Origin of the sequence: Nostoc sp. CENA543, from assembly GCF_002896875.1 — a bacterium.
Taxonomy (GTDB): Bacteria; Cyanobacteriota; Cyanobacteriia; order Cyanobacteriales; family Nostocaceae; genus Trichormus.
Map to the genome: position 1 here is coordinate 4,162,501 of NZ_CP023278.1, position 19,186 is coordinate 4,181,686.

At 41.3% G+C, this 19,186-nt stretch carries 15 protein-coding genes (1 of these 15 cut by a window edge); 10 read left to right on the top strand and 5 right to left on the bottom strand.

Annotated features, from left to right (window positions below; translation table 11 throughout):
* Window positions 1–1,524 carry the 5' portion of an FAD-dependent oxidoreductase gene (locus CLI64_RS17215; RefSeq protein ID WP_103138351.1) on the bottom strand. The gene continues 417 nt to the left of window position 1, outside the view, so 1,524 of the gene's 1,941 nt are visible here — the first part of the coding sequence; its start codon is at window positions 1,522–1,524; its stop codon lies beyond the left edge, outside the window.
* Between the two features lie 413 nt (window positions 1,525–1,937).
* Between CLI64_RS17215 and CLI64_RS17225 the strand changes: the two genes are divergently transcribed.
* From CLI64_RS17225 to CLI64_RS17240, 4 genes are all read left to right on the top strand, one after another.
* Entirely contained in the window at window positions 1,938–3,410 is a 1,473-nt protein-coding gene (locus tag CLI64_RS17225; RefSeq protein ID WP_103138353.1) for a BamA/TamA family outer membrane protein, read from the top strand.
* Between the two features lie 153 nt (window positions 3,411–3,563).
* Complete coding sequence (locus CLI64_RS17230) at window positions 3,564–4,337, top strand: ABC transporter permease (protein WP_103138354.1); 774 nt, start codon at window positions 3,564–3,566, stop codon at window positions 4,335–4,337.
* Between the two features lie 22 nt (window positions 4,338–4,359).
* Complete coding sequence (locus tag CLI64_RS17235; RefSeq protein ID WP_103138355.1) at window positions 4,360–5,253, top strand: ABC transporter ATP-binding protein; 894 nt, start codon at window positions 4,360–4,362, stop codon at window positions 5,251–5,253.
* 68 nt (window positions 5,254–5,321) lie between these two features.
* Window positions 5,322–5,891: a DUF6174 domain-containing protein gene (locus tag CLI64_RS17240; protein WP_103138356.1), complete on the top strand. Its 570-nt coding sequence runs from the start codon at window positions 5,322–5,324 to the stop codon at window positions 5,889–5,891.
* A gap of 90 nt (window positions 5,892–5,981) precedes the next feature.
* Here the strand turns inward: CLI64_RS17240 and CLI64_RS17245 are convergent, their stop codons facing one another.
* Window positions 5,982–9,065, bottom strand: coding sequence for a DUF4912 domain-containing protein (locus CLI64_RS17245; RefSeq protein ID WP_103138357.1), 3,084 nt, complete (start codon window positions 9,063–9,065; stop codon window positions 5,982–5,984).
* Between the two features lie 328 nt (window positions 9,066–9,393).
* Complete coding sequence (locus CLI64_RS17250; RefSeq protein WP_103138358.1) at window positions 9,394–10,509, bottom strand: precorrin-8X methylmutase; 1,116 nt, start codon at window positions 10,507–10,509, stop codon at window positions 9,394–9,396.
* A gap of 396 nt (window positions 10,510–10,905) precedes the next feature.
* On the opposite strand from CLI64_RS17250, the gene CLI64_RS17255 reads away from it, so the two are divergent.
* From CLI64_RS17255 to CLI64_RS17270, 4 genes are all read left to right on the top strand, one after another.
* On the top strand, window positions 10,906–11,547 hold the full coding sequence (locus CLI64_RS17255) for a MotA/TolQ/ExbB proton channel family protein (RefSeq protein ID WP_103138359.1): 642 nt from the start codon (window positions 10,906–10,908) through the stop codon (window positions 11,545–11,547).
* A 69-nt stretch (window positions 11,548–11,616) separates the two neighbouring features.
* On the top strand, window positions 11,617–11,823 hold the full coding sequence (locus CLI64_RS17260) for a glycogen debranching protein (protein ID WP_103138360.1): 207 nt from the start codon (window positions 11,617–11,619) through the stop codon (window positions 11,821–11,823).
* Window positions 11,824–12,052: 229 nt separating this feature from the next.
* Complete coding sequence (locus tag CLI64_RS17265) at window positions 12,053–12,631, top strand: methylmalonic aciduria and homocystinuria type D protein (RefSeq protein WP_192881557.1); 579 nt, start codon at window positions 12,053–12,055, stop codon at window positions 12,629–12,631.
* Window positions 12,632–12,835: 204 nt separating this feature from the next.
* Window positions 12,836–13,894, top strand: a complete 1,059-nt coding sequence (locus tag CLI64_RS17270; protein WP_103138362.1) for an L-histidine N(alpha)-methyltransferase — start codon at window positions 12,836–12,838, stop codon at window positions 13,892–13,894.
* 224 nt (window positions 13,895–14,118) lie between these two features.
* Here CLI64_RS17270 and CLI64_RS17275 read toward each other — a convergent pair whose 3' ends face one another.
* On the bottom strand, window positions 14,119–15,183 hold the full coding sequence (locus tag CLI64_RS17275; RefSeq protein ID WP_308418361.1) for a potassium channel protein: 1,065 nt from the start codon (window positions 15,181–15,183) through the stop codon (window positions 14,119–14,121).
* 150 nt (window positions 15,184–15,333) lie between these two features.
* On the opposite strand from CLI64_RS17275, the gene CLI64_RS17280 reads away from it, so the two are divergent.
* A complete protein-coding gene (locus CLI64_RS17280) occupies window positions 15,334–16,617 on the top strand; it encodes an aspartate aminotransferase family protein (RefSeq protein ID WP_103138364.1) in 1,284 nt (427 codons plus the stop codon).
* Window positions 16,618–16,799: 182 nt separating this feature from the next.
* On the opposite strand, the gene CLI64_RS17285 is transcribed toward CLI64_RS17280, so the two are convergent.
* Entirely contained in the window at window positions 16,800–17,636 is an 837-nt protein-coding gene (locus CLI64_RS17285) for a TetR/AcrR family transcriptional regulator (RefSeq protein ID WP_103138365.1), read from the bottom strand.
* Window positions 17,637–17,844: 208 nt separating this feature from the next.
* Here CLI64_RS17285 and CLI64_RS17290 point away from each other — a divergent pair, with 208 nt between their 5' ends.
* Complete coding sequence (locus tag CLI64_RS17290; protein WP_103138366.1) at window positions 17,845–19,152, top strand: ABC exporter membrane fusion protein; 1,308 nt, start codon at window positions 17,845–17,847, stop codon at window positions 19,150–19,152.
* The last annotated feature ends 34 nt before the right edge of the window (window positions 19,153–19,186 follow it).

A 19,186-nucleotide genomic window follows, 5' to 3' on the forward strand; every position in this document is an offset into this window, starting at 1 on the left:
AATACGGTGATAAAGGGTGATGCTATCGGTTAATTGATAACCAGATAGAGAAGTAAAATTACTCTGTTCCCATTCAAAATCACGGTCAAACCAAAAACGGCACACAGCAAAAGGATCAGCGATACTGAGTTTTTCTACTTGCGATCGCACGTTTTCATCAATATTACCACTAATCTGCTTAAATAGTTGTTTCACCCCTGGGACATCAGTAGCGAAAACATAATAATCTGCGGTGATTGTTTGGGGTATTGGTGAGTGAGAATTGACTGCTGCTAATTGCACTTCATGATCTTTTTTTTCTATCACTCGCAACTTTTGTAAATCACGTTGAGCCGGCCCTTTTAAAACTTTACCATTGGCAGCAAATACTGCTCCATGACAAGGACAATGGAAATTACCATCAGAGGCTTTTTTAACAGTACAGCCTTGATGGGTGCAAGTTAAAGAAATCGCTTCTTTACTGTCAGGTTTTAGAGCAAAAACTTCATCAGCTGCACCAAAGTATTCTGTTTGCTGATCAGCAATCACTGAGTTACGCTGCACCCAAAAAGGTGTATTACTATGATTGCTACCTAAATAATATTTTATGCTGTGAATTTTTCCATCTTCTGCCAAAATTTCGCTAACTGTTGCGTCAGTAAAAATGTGACCTTGTTTTTTTTGAATCGACTTAGCGATGGGTCGAACTAAACTTGTTCCCATATCATCTTTAGTACCATTAAAAGCCAAGCCTTCTGGGTTGCCAAAAAAATAGAAATGGAAGAATTGCATCAACTCTCCCACACTCATAACATCGGGTGCATTTAAACTCGATTTAGCAAAGGGCAGAAAGTATAAATCATATAAACCTTGGGGAAATTCTGTTGCTACCCAGTCAGCGACAGAAATCTGATCAAAACGGCGATAATTTTTCTCTCTTTGAAATCCTGTGATAGCTTGGAATACTTGTAGATGTTTAATCTTAGTTAGATTAATTCCCCATTGGAAGCGATTAGGTGAGGCGATCGCTAGGTCTATAATATTCCAAGGAAAGGCTGAATTACTAGGTCTAAATACTTCTGGTTTGTATTGATCGCCACGATAGACTACAGCATAAAAATTTAAAGACTGAAAGTGATCATTGATGCCTAGTTCTGCAACTATGCTGTTCAAATTATAATACTGCGGGAAAAAACCATGAAAGCCATGTTCCATCATAAAGGTTTCACCGACAGCTTCTATTTGCCAGCTAGCAATTTTACCGCCGAGTTGGGGAGATTTTTCTAGTAAGGTGACAGTAAAACCCCTCTGACTTAATTCATAAGCACAAGCTAAACCAGCTAAACCTCCACCAATCACAACTACACTTTTTGAAGTATTTAATGTTCTTGGTAAATTGAGGGTATCTGGTTGAAAAATTGTTGGTTTTGGCTTGGTAAACCGGGAGTACCCTGTGACTCCTGCAATTGCACCAATACCAAACACCTTGAGCAGAGTGCGACGGGAGATAGATGAAGATTCTGGCGAATTTAATGGTAGACTCATTGGTTACAAATTTAACTGTTTACAATGAATTACTGGCATGAAATACTAGCTGTAAAACAGCAGATTCCTGGAGAATTTGTACTATCTCCCCTGTGATATCTACGAGAGGCTGCGGCAACGCAAATGGATTTATTTTTGCAGACTGGACGCAATTGTTAACCCTCGGTAGTAATTCAAAATACCAAATTTCAAATCCGAGCTTTGGTATTCTAATCAATAAATTGCCTAGCTGCAAACCTTGCTTTTTTCACTGATTTTTGCTGAGTATTAGATAATTGCCTAAAATGGTAGTAATTTGCGATCGCCATTTGAGTAATTAATACTACTTGCTCTGCGATTACTATTTTAATTGTTAGGTAATCGCTTACACTTGAGGTATCAGGCAACATTAGTTACCGTAATTTATTGCCAATATGCGTGTTCCAACAGTTGTTGTTTTGGTGCTAGGAATCTTTCTGGGGTGGGAACCGATAGTGCTGGCTGACTCCCCAGCAGATATTTCCTATGGAACTAGTGGCGGAGAAATCAATGGTTATGCTAAATATGGGGGCTATGTAGAAGTACCTACAACTATCGAATATACGTCGAGAATTGTCCGAGATATTCAGATCCGGTTTATGGATGAGCGGGGTAGGGTGGTTGATGAGGGGGGAAAACCAATTCCCGGACGCACACACAGAGATTTTCTCCTCAGTGTGCTGCAACTCCAGCCAGGTGAAGTATTTCAGGAAGACGTATTAGCCGCAGATTTGCAAAGATTGCGAACATTGGAATCTGTAGATTTCGTTAGGGCTACTCCCCAAGAAAAGAACTCTCAAGTCAGCATCATTTACGATATCAAAGAACGCAACTTTCCGAGTTGGAGTTTTGGGGCGGGAAGTAACAGTGATATTGGACTTTACGGTCAAGTGCGCTATCGAGATGGCAATATTAACGGTGTTAATGATCAATTAACTACTACAGTGCAAGTTAGCGGTAAGGATGTGCAGTTTGCCAGTCAGTTTATCAGTCCTTATCGTGCAGATCAACCAGAACGTTTTGGCTATAGTATCAAAGTTTTTCGCGATCGCGATTTATCCCCTGTTTTTGATGATGAGATTAGACTAGCTAACGGTGACAGAATTCGCGAAGGGAGATTTGGCGGTTCTGTGGCGTTGTTGCGTTCTTTTAATGATTGGGATACAGAGTTAGGTTTAAACTACACCAGAATTAGTCTGCGTAACCAAGATTATGATGTCGTTCAACAAGATAAATTGGGAAATCCCCTTTCTGTAAGTGGTACAGGGATTGATGATTTATTTACCGTGTCCTTCAGTGTAAATCAAGATAGACGCGATCGCCCCAATAACCCCACACAAGGATCAATTCTCACCCTCAGCACCGCCCAAGCTATCCCTATCGGGTTGGGGAGTATCTCTAGCAACCGACTACAGGGAAACTATGTCCAGTATTTACCAGTCAACTGGCTGGGTAAAAATAAGTTAACAGATAATCCTGAAATGGTAGCTGTGAATTTCCAACTGGGTACAATTCTCGGCGATTTTCCCCCAGCTAATGCGTTTAATCTTGGGGGTGCAAATTCTGTCAGGGGTTACGGTTACGGAGACTTGGCGAGTGGTCGCAGTTATGGGTTAGCTTCTGTAGAATACCGTTTCCCGATTATGGAGTACATTGGTGGAGTTGTTTTTACTGATTTTGCCTCAGACTTTGGTTCTGGTAAAACCGTCTTGGGAGAACCTGGAGTAGTCAGAGATAAGCCTGGAAGTGGCTTTGGCTATGGTTTAGGAGTTCGTTTGAATTCACCCTTTGGAGTTTTGCGGGGTGATTTAGGAGTCAGCGACCAAGGAGAAGTCAGATTAGAGTTTACCACTGGGCAGAAATTTTAGTTAATCACCAATCAACTGTCATATTTCCAATGTTCAAATCATGGAAAAGGAAAGAATAAAGCAAGAATTTTATTCCAGGTTATATAAATGGTCAGTGCAAGATGCTGGTCGAGAAGCCAGTAATAATTTTCCTTTTCTCAAACTAAAAAACTTATGAAATATTGGCGTGAAACTATAGCTGTAACTAGACGCATTTTAATTGAATTATTTCGTCGTCGGCGCAGTTTAATTTTTTGGTGTATATTTCCTATTTCAGTGTTAACTCTCAGTGGGTATATTTTGGCAGAAAGAGCTGAATTACCCTTAGCTGATGCTTTTTCCTATGCTGCACCTTCTACTTTAGTAGGTGCGGCGTTATTTTTTAGCTGTTTGGGTGGAACTGTCGCCACTATAGTTGCAGAAAGAGAACAACAAACTATTAAACGTTTATTTCTATCTCCTTTAAGTGGTACGTCCTATTTTTTAGGAATTTTTTTGGCTCATAGTTGCATTGGTATTGGACAGACTATTTTAATTTATACAATCGCAGCTTTTTGGGGTGCGACTTTTAGAGGTTCTTGGTTATTAGGAATAGCAATTATTTTGATGAGTATTGCTGCTTATGTAGGATTAGGGTTTATTTTGGGTACACAATTAGCACGACGGATTGAAGATGTGAACGCTTTGGTAGCAGCTTTTGGTGTGCCTTTGTTAATTCTAGGCGGGGCATTTTTACCGGCTACTTTATTTCCTAAAACTCTAGTCAATATTGCTCAATTTAATCCGATTTATCACATGAATGAGGCTTTAGTAGCTGTTTCTTCTCAAGGTAAATTAATCAACGAAATTACAATTAACTTGAGATTTTTATTGATATTTACCATTGCGATGGTGATAGGAGGTTGGTTATGCTATAGACGAATGTTAATTGTAGAAAGAAGTTTATAAAAATAGCTAGATAAATTTAAATATGCTCAAGCTTAATAATTTAAATAAATCCTATGGTAAAAGTCAGATTTTGCATGATGTTAATTTATTAATTAATTCAGGAGAAGTTTACGGTTTATTAGGTGCAAATGGTGCAGGAAAAACCACAATAATCAATATTATTTGTAACTTACTTCAGGCTGATAGTGGTGAAATTACCATTAATCATCAATCCATATCACAAGCCACCAAAAGCATGATTGGGGTTGCACCACAGGAAAATTTACTATATAAAACATTATCTTGTGAGGAAAACTTAAACTTTTTCGCTGATATTTACGGTTTAAATAAAGTCACACGCCAACAACAAGTCAAAGCAGCACTTACGGCTGTCAATTTATTAGATACAGCTAAACAACCTGTAGAAACTTTAAGTGGCGGAATGCAACGCCGCTTAAATATTGCTATAGCTTTAGTACATCAACCTAAATTAGTGATTCTCGATGAACCAACTACGGGGTTAGATATCGAGGCTAGATATGAAGTTTGGGAATTAATTCAAAACCTCAAACATCAGGGTGTCACGGTTTTAATGACCACACATTTATTAGATGAAGCAGAAAGATTGTGTGACAGAATAGGTATTCTCAAACAAGGCAAAATTTTAGTGGAAGGGACTTTAGTAGAATTACGCCATTTAATTCCAGCCCAAGCTATAGTTTTGATACAAACTCCGACTCCAGAAGTTGCGATCGCCCGCGCTCAAGGATATGGTTTTCATCATAGATACTATGGTAATCAGTTGGCTTTCTGGCTACCGGAAACATTAGAAATCAGTGAAATTATTGAGAAATTTTCAGGGATAGCAATAGAATCAATCTCTCGTCAAAACGTGGGATTGGAGCATATTTATTTAGAAGTGACCAAAAAAAGTTAGAAGTATCCGAAAATCCATGTGTAGTTGATGTAGTTAAAATTATGAACTACTAAACTAATAGATTATATATGACAATTGACGAGCGATCGCCCCAGAGAGAGGGGAAGCCTGTACCTCTGAAGTTGATGACAATATTGTCAGTATTTAGTATTGCCGGTGTAGCTATTTTTAGTCACCAGTTGTTCTGGAAGCATTACTTTCAAAACCGACTAGCACAAGCTAAGAAAACTTGGCAAACACAAGCCGTTTCACATTATCGCTTGCAGATTAATTATTCTACCCCTTTTAATTGTCAACAGGAGGTAGAAATTAAAAATGAGAAAGTAATTGCTGTAAGTAAAAACACCTGTGCTAGTGTACCACCTGTCACTGTAAGTGAACTATTTCAAGAGATTTCATCTATAGCAGATGGCAATAAATGCGGGCCGAATGGATGTATTTGTGATGGTCAATTAGGTTTTAAAGCTACTTATGACAACCAGTTTGGCTACCCCAATCAACTGGAAATATCATTAGATCGCCAGCATCAATGGCTAAATTTTCACTCTTTGAATAATCACTCTGGCAAATACTGTACATTAATTGGCTTTGTCGGTAAAAGAATCAGTGTTAGTGGCTTTACACCGATTCCGTCTTAAAATACGCAAAAGGGAAAAAAGATATTCAGATACCCGACTTTTTGAAAAAGTCGGGTATCTATGATCTACATATCATTTGTGTGCGGACTACTAGTTATCTACAGTTTCCTGAGAGAACTTTTTGTGTAAATTAGTAGTTTGTTTACCGTTGGCAGATGATACGGTGATCAGATACTCAATTAATTCATCAGAGAAGGGTACACGTAAATGAAATGTACCATCTGATTTGAGTGTGACAGGTTTACCGGCAATATTGACGGTTGCACCTGGTTCTGTTGCTCCGTGAATAATTAACTCTGCATCAGCGACAAACCAAAAGTCTCCATGCGGACGACTAAAGACATGAACATTAGCGGAACGAGCAATAATTACCCAACGTTCTCCTTGTGAGAAGTAGCCAATTTCTACCATATAATCACGATCGCTGTGAGGAATGGCAATATAGCGATCGCGAATCACTTCTTCACATTCGTATTGTTGTACTAGTTGGGGAGTTTGATAACTCAGATCAATGTTGGTGACATCATACAGTCTCAGTGCTAACTGCGAGATGCCAGCCTCCCGTAGTTTTGTTTGGGAGATCTCGGAAATTTGCCAAGAGACATAAGCCCATTTAGGAGTGCGTGGTGTGAGGAAAATTTGACTATTTTCATCGATGATGGTGATATCTCCAACTAGATTGGCTGTATGTGGACGACTGAAGACACGTACTAACTCAGAACGAGCGATTTTCACCCAAGTATTGTTTGTGGTGACATAACCAATTTCTGCTATGTAATTGCGATCGCTTGTGGGAATGTAGACATAGTGATCACTGGTTGCTGGTTCACATTTATACTGTTGGACTAAAACTGGTTCTTGATAACTCAAGTCAATCTCTGTCACATCGTAGAGTCGCAATGCTAATTCGTTGCTTGCATCTTCTGGGATTTGCTGGCGATCGCTTTGAGAAATATACCAGGAAACATACGCCCACTCTGGACTACGGGGTTTCAAAACAATGCTGCTATCTTCATCGTGATTGGGCAGTTCATCAGCCATTGTATCTTCTGCTTGTGTAGACTCTAGTGTTGCTGCTGAGGTAGTTTCCTGCGTTCCGTCAATACTAGCCAAAGCCCCAATTCCTGCACCCACCACGGCTGCACCACCAACCAAAGTTGCTAAATTATTGCTCGGATTACTTTCCTCCAGAGTTTCTAGTGCTTCTGGTTCAGCCTCATCTGCAACTAGATTGAGTGCATCTTCTGGAATCTCTGCAAATGGGGAAAGAACATTAGCTAAGTCTTCCTCGTCTGCTGTCAGTGCAACTAACTCGGTTGTCGCCTCTGGTTCATCAAATAGTGACTCTATATCAATAGAGCTTGTATCTTGTTGGGAGTCGTCACCCCATTCTATCTGCTCATCTGCCGTGGCGAAATCATCAGGAGCAACGTCTGGTAAATCAGCCAGTGCATCTGTCAATGATGTTTCATCCTCTAAATCATCGCTGGTAGCTACCGACTGGTCAAATATAGACTCTATATTACTGGTTTCGGGTTCGGATAGTGCCGCACTGACATCATCTGCACGTTCTAAATTGGGAGTATCATCCGTCACAGCCACTGGTGCAGATAAATCCACCTCTTCGGTAGTTTCAGGCTCTTGTGTCATCGCCCAGAGATTGGTTTCTGTCTCTGGTACAGTGGGGGCTTCCTCTTCTGGATTTAGCTCACTCAACACCTCTGGTGAACTTTCAGGCGTAGCATCTTCATTTTTGGCAGTATCTACAATTTGCGGATAGGAAGTATTAACAATGGTAGCTGGGGCTTCCATATCCCAAGGGGACTGCTCTAATTCTGGTGGGAGAGGTAGGGGCGATTGTTGGACTATTGTTTTGGTGGTGCTATTTCCCGTGGGGGAAACAACGTCTGGTGGGGAAGAATTAGTATCAGACTCTACTTCCGCCTCTGGTGAAGAGCGTCGCGTAAACCACAATAGAGAAGCACCAATTGCACCTATAGGTAACAGCAACCACCACAGCAAGTTTCTACTATCAGTTTGGGGATTTTCTGGTGGTGCTACTACTGAGGGCTGAGTCAGATTAGTAACTGCGGAAGTGTTATTACTTTGTAAAAAAGGAGAACTTGTAGGCTCTGGTGTGGTAACTGTAGGTGGTGTAGCTTCAGCAGTAGGAGAAACACTAGCAGTGGTTGTCGCTTCTGTGGTAGCAGCTGGTGTAATTGCAGGGGTGCTGGCTGGATTAGCAGCCGCTAAAAATGATGATGATTCACCTTTGGCGATCGCTTCCGCCTCAGTTGTTCTTGCTGCTTCTATCGCCTGCTGTCCTTGGGGTGCTAAAGCAAATCCCAGAAAGGCTGCAACCGCAGGACTAGGATCTTTTTTGTAAACGTAAACAAAGGGCTGAGAAAAAGGATATTTCTGATCGTCTGGTAATGTGTCGTGTAACTTCAGAATCCGCACACCAGGTAGTTTGGCGACTTGATTGGCTCTGGCGTAGCTGATACCATCCTTACCCAATTGTTTGACAATCTCTACAGTGTCATCTTGTGCTGCTTGGGTAGCGGTTGCACCTGTGGCAAACTTAGTCGCTCGAAACACGGGATAATTACTCAGGGCTTCTCTCGTACCGCTTGTATCTGGGCGATCAATCACCCGAATCTTACCGCTTTTCCCTCCTATTTGCCCCCAGTTGGTAATTCTTCCCCGAAAGATTCTCGCAAATTGTCTATCTGTCAAGCTACCTTGAAAGGGGTTGTCTGCTCCTACGATAATGGCAATTTTTTCTCGGTGTAGTCTGACTTGTTCCAAACCTTGAGCTTTTTCTTGTGGAGTGAGACCTCGACCAATTGCTGCTATGTCGATTTGTCCATCTAACAAGGCTTTGAGTGCTGCTTCCGTCCCATTGGCCGACACTTCTACCTTTGTACCAGCAAACTGTTGCTGAAAACTCTGTTGCAAATTTTGATTAAAGGCTGCAAAGCCACTAGAATCACCTATTCGCAATGTCGTTCCACTTGCCACTGTTTGTGGGGCTGGAAACGACGGTGTTTCAGTTCCAGATTGCGCCAGCACAGAGGCCGACACCAACAGGTTTGTTGCTACGGGAGAGGTGGTTAAGGCTAGCAATAATGCTAAACGGACTATCCCACTATCTTTTTTTTCTTGTTGCCACATATGCCGCTCATCAAGGTACAGGAAACAGAAAGCCGACCAGTCTAATACCAATTCAAAATTTCAAATTCAAAATTAAGACACTTTTAATGCAGGAGGAGACGCGCTTATTATACATCTGGTGTCAATTGTTTCCCCAGTTTTTTATGTTACTTTTAAGTATAAAAAATTACTAAGTATACAGATTTTGACCAGTATTATATTAAAGCTTTTGCTTACATAGACAGTTAAATTAATTAGCACACTCTAGAATTAGTGAAAGAAATCATAACAATTTTTATTAATCAGCATCAAAATTTTAGCTAGTAGAAAATCAGCAGCCAAATTAATATCACAAATGACCAAGATAGCAATGACAATCTGGTTTAGCAATTAATGACTCTACTAAGGAATTTAACGTAGTCGCTGCGAGTAAGCCGCCACCAATCGTCCCTTCAATGGTGATAAAGGGTAACTCTTGCTGCATCAATTGACGCTTGGCGGCGGGTGCATGACTAAAGCCAATAGGCATACCAATAATCAGTGAAGGTTGAATTTTTTGCTGTGCAACGGCGTTACAGACAGCTAGTAAGACTGAAGGCGCGTAACCAATCACAAATATGCACCCCGGACTAACTTTTTCTAATCTTTCTCGCCATTCTTGATGGTGCCAAAATTCTAGTTCAGCTTCTAGGGCAGTGTTAACATGGGGGTCATCAATTAAGGTTGTGACTCGACAACCCAAATGAGCTAATCTTGTTTGGTCTAAAGCCGCCGCAATGGTGGGGATATCAACTACAATTTCACAACCAGCAGCTAAGTTATTTCGACTAGCGGCGATCGCCTCTTTACTCACCTTCACAAAAGACACTAAACTGACATCCCCACAGGCTAAAACCAACTGAGAAATTAAGTGTTTTTCAATCTCAGAACGGTGTGATAAATCGGGCAGCAAATTTTGCAAAGATTCAGCAAATACCTCAGAATGGGTATGAACTTCTGCATCTAAACCACTCCAGAGTTTAGTTAAATCCCCTAATCCGGCTTGGGTTTCTACATCTAGTAACTTGAGTTGTGCCAGAACTTCTGCTTGCATAATTTGACAATGGCGATCGCGTCCTAATAATCCCTCTAAAGCGGAAGCAGTTTGACGCAGTTGCACAATTTGTTGGATCACAGCGCGATATTGTTGCTGTAACTGAGCGATTAAATTATGATTAGTCTCGGCTTCTGGTTCTAACTCTAAAATGTGACGAATATGATTGAGTTGAAACCCTTGCTGTTTCAAAGCCACAATCCTTTTGAGGCGCATCACATCTTGTTCAGTATAGAGGCGATAGTTGCTAGGCGATCGCTGTGGCTGTGGTAACAACCCTAACTCATGATAATGTCGCACCATCCGGGGAGTGATTCCACCCCCCACAGCTTCTGTGAGTTCTTTAATCGTCAAGCAACCACCATTGAACATAAAGATAATTTATATTTTAAATGTCATAAAAATATCTTGACAGAACTAGAGATATCTATCCCATTTTCAGACAATCTCCCAAAAGAAAAAGGCTGGGAATTTTCCCCATTCTTTAAATAGTCTGTTGGTCGTAGATACCCGACTTTTTGGAAAAGTCGGGTATCTGAAAAACAGCGACCAGTCAACTTTTACACATAACATGAAAGGTTAGATAGTCTTATACCAAATTGGGATAGGTAGTATTGTTATGAGTTTCTGGAACAGCCTCTAAATCTCGGTTTTCAATCTAAAATCCCAAATCCAAAATCCAAAATTGGTATGACATCCCTACTACCAAGAATACATAATCAAGAATCTGCTAACCTGGGTGTGCATGACTTAAGTGAGTAAAATTCCATGACAGCTTTTCAGAATCTATTTAAGGCTGGTGGCATAGTTATGTGGCCACTGCTACTATTTTCACTGTTAGCAGTCGCCTTAATTATCGAACGCATTCGTTTTTGGGTAGAAATTACTGGTAAACAAAATCGTGTAGTGCAGGAAGTCCTAAAACTGTACCGTCTAGATAATATTGTCGGTGCTTTAGATTACCTGCAAAAAAATGCAGACTTACCCATCGCGCGGATTTTTTTGGCGGCTTTAGAATTGGAAGAACCCACACCAGAGGAATTTCGCCTAGCTTTAGAAAGTGAAGCACAAGCGGAAATACCCTTACTCAAACGCTTTCAAAATATTTTTGATACAATCATCGGTTTAGCACCACTTCTAGGTCTTTTAGGTACGGTTTTAGGGTTAATTACTTCCTTTGCTTCCTTAGATATTGGCGATGTAGGCGGGACGAAAACCGCAGGTGTGACATCTGGTATTAGTGAGGCTTTGGTTTCTACAGCTTCCGGCTTAATTGTGGCGATATTTACGCTATTTTTTGCCAATAGCTTTCGGGGACTCTATCAGCGTCAAATTGCCTGGATTCAAGAATATGGTGGTCAATTAGAATTACTTTACCGTCGTCGTTACGAACGAAAAGATAAATTTTAACGGAAAAAATTTGGTTTTGTAGCCGTAATTAGTATATTAAAACTGTAAATCATTTGTGGAGCCAAGTTTATGACCATCTGGGTGAATGAGCAAATCGACCCCTCTGGGATGATTCACGCCTGTATTGCCTGCTGTGATGAGTCTCAAGCTAAAGATTGCCATGAGTCTTTTGAGGGTAATTTGACTGATCTGCAAAAAGCAAGCGGTTGGGTAGCACGATTGCGGACAGTGGATTCTTGGGATGAAGTCCCTGTTAATGCTTTAAAACTAAATTAGTAAACACGGGCAAAAGCAAAAATTCACTCATGCAAAAGAAGCTGTTTACTGCATCAGGATCACATTAGGTTAATAAACAATAAAAACTAGATTAAAGTTTCATCATTGATTGGTAATGATTGGACAGGAGAAAAATTTTCCTGATCTGATGTTGATTTTTTGGAATTATTAAGAGTTATCATCGATCCTAAAGAATCAATTAAAAATTTGCAAAAATCTAATCAATGTTGTGAACTATCCTCAAGTTTACGCTGTCACACCCAGCAGTCCCATTAATTTGGTTGGCAAAATGGGACAAGCTGTGCAAATTTCTATTCATCCTCCTAGTGAATATATTAGTGCCAACCGCGATCGCATTTTCCCAGATTGGCAACATCAACCGCAGTTTTGGGTGGTGATTGTCTTACAGCGATCGCGCTATCCTTTAGTAAAGAGTAGCCGAGAAATCGAACAAGAAAAACAGCTTTTACGAGCAAAGTTTATGAGATTTGGCTGCGATTTAGCCTTTAATCTGAAGGATCGCGGTTATTTAGCCGACCTTGTAGACCCTCGCACCGGTTATCCCCTGTTTTCTCGTCCTGGGGAAATCCCACATAATGATACAGCTGTTGTCAAGGCTTTACTTAACTACACAGTTTTAAAAAATAAATGCTGTGTATTAGTTCATCCCACTTGGGGAACAGCAGTTTATCCTAGTATTTTTATTTCTACTGCGCCACCTGTCATTTTGGAATTGGCAATCAAAAGTGTAGCATTGATGCACGGGTGGGAGGAAATTGAACAAGAAATATTAGTCAATCAATTTTAGATTTTAGATTTTAGATTGACCCCGACCACATCAGCGTAGCGGGACAAAGTTCGATTACGAGACTTGAGGATTTTAGATTGATGTCCATAAGTGAATAGATCGGCTTTGTAGTATATTTTTACGCCACTAAAAAATAACTTGAGATACTATCGCCGTAAATCTGTATACTGATGATTACGTGATTTTCAGTATTAACCCAGAATAATGGCTCAAAGTTCTCATCAAAATTCGCCAGTTTTCTCAGATAAGTCAAGTGTTAGTAGTTACAAAACTAAGCCAAGTTCTGAGTTTTACTCTCTGTTTTCTGAGGCAGAAGTTTTAGAGATTATTCACGCCTTAGAGGAGAGACGAGAAATCCCTTTAAAGTATTCTTATAAAGGCAGAGGAGCGAAAATTTGGGATGATTTCTATCTAAAATATATTATTCCTCGTTGGTATCGCTCATCAAATGTAGAAATTGAACTTTTAAAGCAAAATTTTGCCTATATCAATAGTCATTTTCATGACTGTGAAAAAATCAATGTGGTTGATGTCGGCGCAGGTAATTCCTATCCAGCTAAGAGATTTATCTCGCAACTGCATAAATTAAATAGAGTTAATAAGTATGTGGCTCTAGATGTGAGTGAGGAACTATTAAAGGTATCGAGAAGTAATTTCCAAAGATGGTTTCCAAAAATTGAGTTTGTCAGCCAAGCCATAGATATCGAAAATAGTTTTATTCCTCAAGGTTTATTACAAAATCAAACTGAGGAACTAACAAAAAATATCGCTAATATCTTTCTACATTTAGGAGTGACAATTGGCAATCATCAAAATAGAATAAAAGTTTTCAATAATTTCAAAAATAGCATGGGCAAGCATGATTTATTGGTGTTTACTAATGAAATCGGTGCTAACTCCACATGGGATGGCAAAGCTAGAGGTGGCTGTGATTACCATGCAGGCAAAATATATGAGTGGATTAAACACAGTATAGGTATTAAATATGAGGATTGTGAACTGATAAGAAAGTATGATTCCGTGACAGATAGTGTAGTTGCTAATATGAAATTTCGGCAAAATTATACGATAAATTTTCAGTCTCAAGGAATAGATAAAAATGTGAATTTATTTGCGGCTGATGAGGTTACTATTTGGCGACATCATAAACATGAAATACCTGAACTTTTGCAGGAAATAGAACAAGCTGGATTAAAACTTGTTCACTATCAAACTAATAAATATTTCACGCATATTATGATGATGTGTCAGGTGGCTGATTGAAGGGATTGGGGACTGGGGACTAGGAATTTTAGATTTTAGATTTTGGATTTTAGATTGAATTCAATCCAAAATTGAAAGGCTGGGGATTGGGGATTGGTTATGGGAATCAAACCGGATTTTTCGGCTTGGGCGGTGTTTGTACCCCAAAAAAATCCAAAATCCAAAATTCAAAATCCAAAATTCAAAATCCAAAATCCAAAATCCAAAATCTAAAATTCAGAGGGTCAGCTATTTTTAGGTTTACGCAAATGTTGGGAATTGATGGGGACAAGGACTTGGTTGAGGTTGCGTAGTTGTTCGGCTGTACCCATACAAATTAAGGTATCTCCTGGCATTAAAATTGTGTCGCCGGTAGGGCCGCCGATGAGAGTACCATTGAGACGACGAATGGCTAAAACTAACGCGCCAGTTTGCGATCGCAGTTTGGCTTTTTGCAAGCTTTGACCAACAAAAGGACAAAAGGCTGGGTCAAGTAAAAATTCTTCCATGTACAATTGGCGGTCTGCACCTGTGAGAATTCCATCTACAAAGTCTAAAACTTGCGGTCTGAGGGCAGCCGCCGCCATACGTTTTCCCCCTGTAATATAGGGGGAAATCACCGCATCTGCACCACCACGTTGTAACTTTTGTAATGCTTCTTCTGTACTGGCGCGGGCGATCGCCCGAATTTCTGGATTCAGTGTTTTTGCAGATAACACAGTGTATAAATTTTCTGCATCGGAAGGGAGAGCCGCCACAATACAAATAGCTCGTTCGATTCCCACTTTCAGCAATGAATCATCCAGAGTAGCATCCCCTTGAAAAGCTACATAACCCTCATTTTGCGCCCTTTCTACAGATTCTGGTTCGGAATCAATCACCACAAACTGCACACCTTCAGCGCGAAATTCCTTGGCGATTTGGCGACCGGTGCGACTAAATCCACAGATGATGTAATGTCCTGAGAGAGATTCCATTAACCGCCTCTGTTGTTGGAGTCGAATTCCCTGTTGAAAGTAACCTTGAATGACTGCTTCTGTAAAGCGGTTGACAATGTAACTGATGTTGATTACGCCCAACAAAATCAAGGCAATGGTAAACAACCGTCCCCGGCTACCCAAAGGACGGGTTTCCCCAAATCCTACCGTAGCTAGAGTAATCACCGTCATGTAAACGGCATCTTCCCATGACCAACCCTCTACGAACTTGTACCAAAAAGTACCAATTAAAAACACACCACCGAGCGCGATCGCCCCGCTCATTAATTCTCTCTGAATCCGTTGGTACTTCTGCTCAAGAGTTGAATACAAAGTTATATTTCACCACTGCCTACCCTTCGAGGATATATAATGTTAGACCCAAGTGAAAGTATGAGATATCGTAAATCCCAAGCAATTTTGTAGAATTTCTAGGAAACTAGTAAGTAAGTATACTATCTAAAACTTTTAGGAGGAGCGGTAGTGAGCCTACAAACTCTACTTGAGCAAGGCACAAACCCCCCAGAGTCAGGCGTTTTAGCATCTCATCCCTTTAGTACAGACAGCTTTGACTCAGCTGTTATGTCTACTTATGCTCGGTTTCCCATTACCCTAGAACGGGGCGCGGGGTGTCGAGTTTGGGATACTCAAGGTAAAGAATATCTGGATTTTGTTGCTGGAATTGCCACTTGCACGCTAGGACACGCACACCCAGCAATGGTAGAAGCGGTGACACGGCAAATTCAAAAGCTGCATCATGTTTCTAATTTGTACTACATTCCCGAACAAGGGGAATTAGCTAAATGGATTATTCAACATTCTTGCGCCGATCGCGTTTTCTTCTGCAACTCTGGCGCGGAAGCCAACGAGGCTGCAATTAAATTGGCGCGTAAATATGCCCATACAGTATTAGACATTGAAAAGCCTATTATCCTCACAGCTAACGCCAGTTTCCACGGTCGGACTTTGGCAACCATTACCGCCACTGGACAACCAAAGTATCAAAAATACTTTGATCCTTTAGTACCAGGGTTTCACTACGTCCCCTATAACGATATCAGTGCTGTTGAGAGTGCTGTTACTGAATTAGACGAAGGGGATTATCGTGTCGCCGCTATTCTCATCGAACCATTGCAAGGTGAAGGTGGTGTGCGTCCTGGAGATGTGGAATACTTCCAAAAACTACGACGACTGTGCGATGAAATCGGTATTTTGTTGATTTTCGACGAAGTACAAGTGGGTATGGGACGCAGTGGTAAACTTTGGGGTTACGAACACCTGGGGGTTGAACCAGATATCTTTACCAGTGCCAAAGGTTTAGGCGGCGGTATCCCCATCGGCGCGATGATGAGTAAGAAATTCTGCGATGTTTTTCAACCAGGAGAACATGCCAGCACCTTTGGCGGAAATCCCTTTGTGTGTGGGGTGGCGTTGAGTGTTTGCCAAACCTTGGAAAGAGAAAATATCTTGCAGAATGTAGAAGCTAGAGGCGAACAGTTACGCGCCGGATTACGCGCGATCGCGGCTAAATATCCCCATCTAATCACTGAAGTCCGTGGTTGGGGTTTAATTAACGGGATGGAATTGTCAGCTGACACCCAACTAACTGCACCAGAAGTTGTCAAAGCCGCTATTAATCAAGGCTTATTGCTGGTTCCAGCCGGGCCAAAAGTTGTACGCTTCGTTCCGCCTTTGATTGTGACTGAAGCAGAAGTTAATGAAGCTTTGCAATCTGTAGAGAAAGCGATCGCCACTCTCGCAGTTTAGACATAATTAACCTTCACGACTCACCCGTTAACCGCGATCGCAGTTAGCGGGCGATTTTTTTAGCTATTCACGCAGAATATAAAACCCCGACTTTTTGAAAAAGTCGGGGTTCTGAACTAAAGTAGTTACCATTATCCATGTATATACAAAACATCAAATCTTTCATTATCCATGTATATACATTAAATCTTCTCACTGTCTACAAAACCTTGACGAGCAAAGATTTCAATGGCTTCAGTACGGCTGATGTCATGTTTAGCCGCTAATTCTGCTAACTTTTCCCAAGCTGTATCCGTCAGTCTAATAGACCTGAGTTGTTTGGGTTCATTGGCGTACTGCATTTGAAACTTACCAGTGGAGTTGCGTTTGCGTTTGGGTGATTTCTGCTGAGTGTCGGCAGATTGCTGGCTTGGTGCAGGATGGACAAGATTAATAGTCATCAGGTTGACTAAGTGATCTACCAGGCGATCGCGCTCCATTGGTAAAATGTCGTGACCATGCAGCATAGTTTGAATAATAGTGAAATGAATCAACGTACCGATAAAAATATGTGCTGCTACTTGCGGGTCAGGTAATTGTAATTCTGGATGCTCCGTAAAATACTGACTGACCAAGTCTGTGCCGGGTTTATCTACGTTTCTCACAAAGATTCTGGCTAGAGCCGGAAACCTCTCAGACTCACCGATAACTAATCTTACTAAGCTTGATAACTCCTGTTCTTGATGAACTTGATCCAAAATATGGTTTGCTAGGCGGCGAAGAACTATTGGTGGTTCTCCCTGTAAAAATTCGGTATCTAGTGCTGCAAGACATTTTTCTTGTGCTAGGCGTTGAATTAAGGCGGTAAATAATCCCTCCTTATCCTGAAAGTAGCTATACACGGTTGTTTTAGAAACACCTGCGGCGGCTGTCACCCTATCCATTGAGGTAGCAGCATAGCCATGCGTTAAAAACTCTTGCATCGCACCAGCAAGAATTGCGTCTACTTTGTCTTCTGTGGGAATTTTCTTTTTTTTCATCAGGCTGGGGACTGGGGACTGGGGACTGGGGACTGGGGATTGGGGATTGAAGCTAACATTTCTAGCCTTATATCCCTAAACCTTTACGTCCCTATATCCTTTTATTTTCTCAGAGAAATATTGACATTATTGAAATGGACGGTTTAGTCTAGTTACATAAAGCTAAACTAAATAGTTTACTAAGCATACGAAAGAAAACAGAGGGCTTATGGTGCGTGATATAGCAGCTAAAAGTTCCGCATTTTTCAAGCCTAGCTCTCGCCCATTAATCATACTGGCAGCAGCTACGGGTTTTGCGAGCGCTGGACTCAATGGTTACAGGTTTTGGCAAAGTCAGGGACAAGCATCTAGTGCTAGCGAAATTACTCAAGCTGCGCTACCACAGGTAACTACTGTGACAGCCTTGGGCAGATTAGAGCCGAAAGGAACAGTCATTAAAGTTTCTGCCCCCTCATCTAGTCAAGGAAGCCGAGTAGAAACACTCCTAGTCCAAGAAGGGGACAGGGTAAAAACTGGGCAGGTAATAGCGATTTTAGATGATCGCGATCGCCTACAAGCTGCATATCAAGAAGCCCAAGCCGCCGTGAAAGTTGCCCAAGTTAACCTAGCCAAAGTCAAAGCAGGGGCGAAATCTGGTGAAATAGAAGCGCAAAGAGCAGAAATTGCTCGCTTAGAGGCGCAAAAAGTAGGAAATGAAAGAGAACAACAGCAAACAGTCGCTAGATTAGAAGCCCAGTGGCAAGGTGAAACCACAGCCCAACAAGCCACAATTAAAAGATTAGAAGCAGAATTAAAAAACGCTCAAATCGAATTTCAACGCTACCAGCAACTTTATACCGATGGGGCAATTTCCCAATCTGCCTTTGATAGCAAAAAATTAAATGTAGACACCATTACTCAGCAGTTGGATGAAGCCCAAGCCAACCTGCAAAAAATTGATGCTACCGGACGCAAGCAAATCAGCGAAGCCAGAACCGCCCTAGCCCGAATCAACGCCACCAATAACCAGCAAGTCAGTGCAGCCACAGCGACTTTAGACCAAATAGCCGAAGTCCGCCCCGTAGATGTAGCCGCCGCCCAAGCCGAATTGAATCGAGCGATCGCATCTGCTAAACAAGCCCAAGCCAATCTCACCCAAGCCTATGTCAAATCGCCCCAAGACGGTGTGATATTTGACATTCACACTCGTGCTGGTGAAGTAGTATCAAACGACGGCATCGTAGAAATTGGACAAACCAACCAAATGTATGCAGTGGTGGAAGTTTACCAAAGCGATGTCAATAAAGTCCAACCAGGACAAAAAGTGCAGATATCAAGTAATTCACTCAAAGGACAATTACAAGGAAAAGTAGATTGGATTGGCTGGAAAGTACAACGACAAAACATCATTAACACAGACCCCAGTGAAAATATTGATTCCAGAGTCGTAGAAGTTCATGTGCAACTAGACGAACCCTCCAGCGAGAAAGCCGCCAAATTTACCAACTTGCAAGTCAAAGCCGTAATTGACTTATGAATCAGAGACAAGAGGGCAGGGGGCAGGGTGCAGG

Coding starts and splice junctions, on each gene's coding strand:
- CLI64_RS17225 (WP_103138353.1), top strand. CDS start 1,938: ATGCGTGTTCCAACAGTTGTTGTTTTGGTGCTAGGAATCTTTCTGGGG.
- CLI64_RS17230 (WP_103138354.1), top strand. CDS start 3,564: ATGAAATATTGGCGTGAAACTATAGCTGTAACTAGACGCATTTTAATT.
- CLI64_RS17235 (WP_103138355.1), top strand. CDS start 4,360: ATGCTCAAGCTTAATAATTTAAATAAATCCTATGGTAAAAGTCAGATT.
- CLI64_RS17240 (WP_103138356.1), top strand. CDS start 5,322: ATGACAATTGACGAGCGATCGCCCCAGAGAGAGGGGAAGCCTGTACCT.
- CLI64_RS17245 (WP_103138357.1), bottom strand. CDS start 9,065: ATGTGGCAACAAGAAAAAAAAGATAGTGGGATAGTCCGTTTAGCATTA.
- CLI64_RS17250 (WP_103138358.1), bottom strand. CDS start 10,509: ATGTTCAATGGTGGTTGCTTGACGATTAAAGAACTCACAGAAGCTGTG.
- CLI64_RS17255 (WP_103138359.1), top strand. CDS start 10,906: ATGACAGCTTTTCAGAATCTATTTAAGGCTGGTGGCATAGTTATGTGG.
- CLI64_RS17260 (WP_103138360.1), top strand. CDS start 11,617: ATGACCATCTGGGTGAATGAGCAAATCGACCCCTCTGGGATGATTCAC.
- CLI64_RS17270 (WP_103138362.1), top strand. CDS start 12,836: ATGGCTCAAAGTTCTCATCAAAATTCGCCAGTTTTCTCAGATAAGTCA.
- CLI64_RS17285 (WP_103138365.1), bottom strand. CDS start 17,636: ATGAAAAAAAAGAAAATTCCCACAGAAGACAAAGTAGACGCAATTCTT.
- CLI64_RS17290 (WP_103138366.1), top strand. CDS start 17,845: ATGGTGCGTGATATAGCAGCTAAAAGTTCCGCATTTTTCAAGCCTAGC.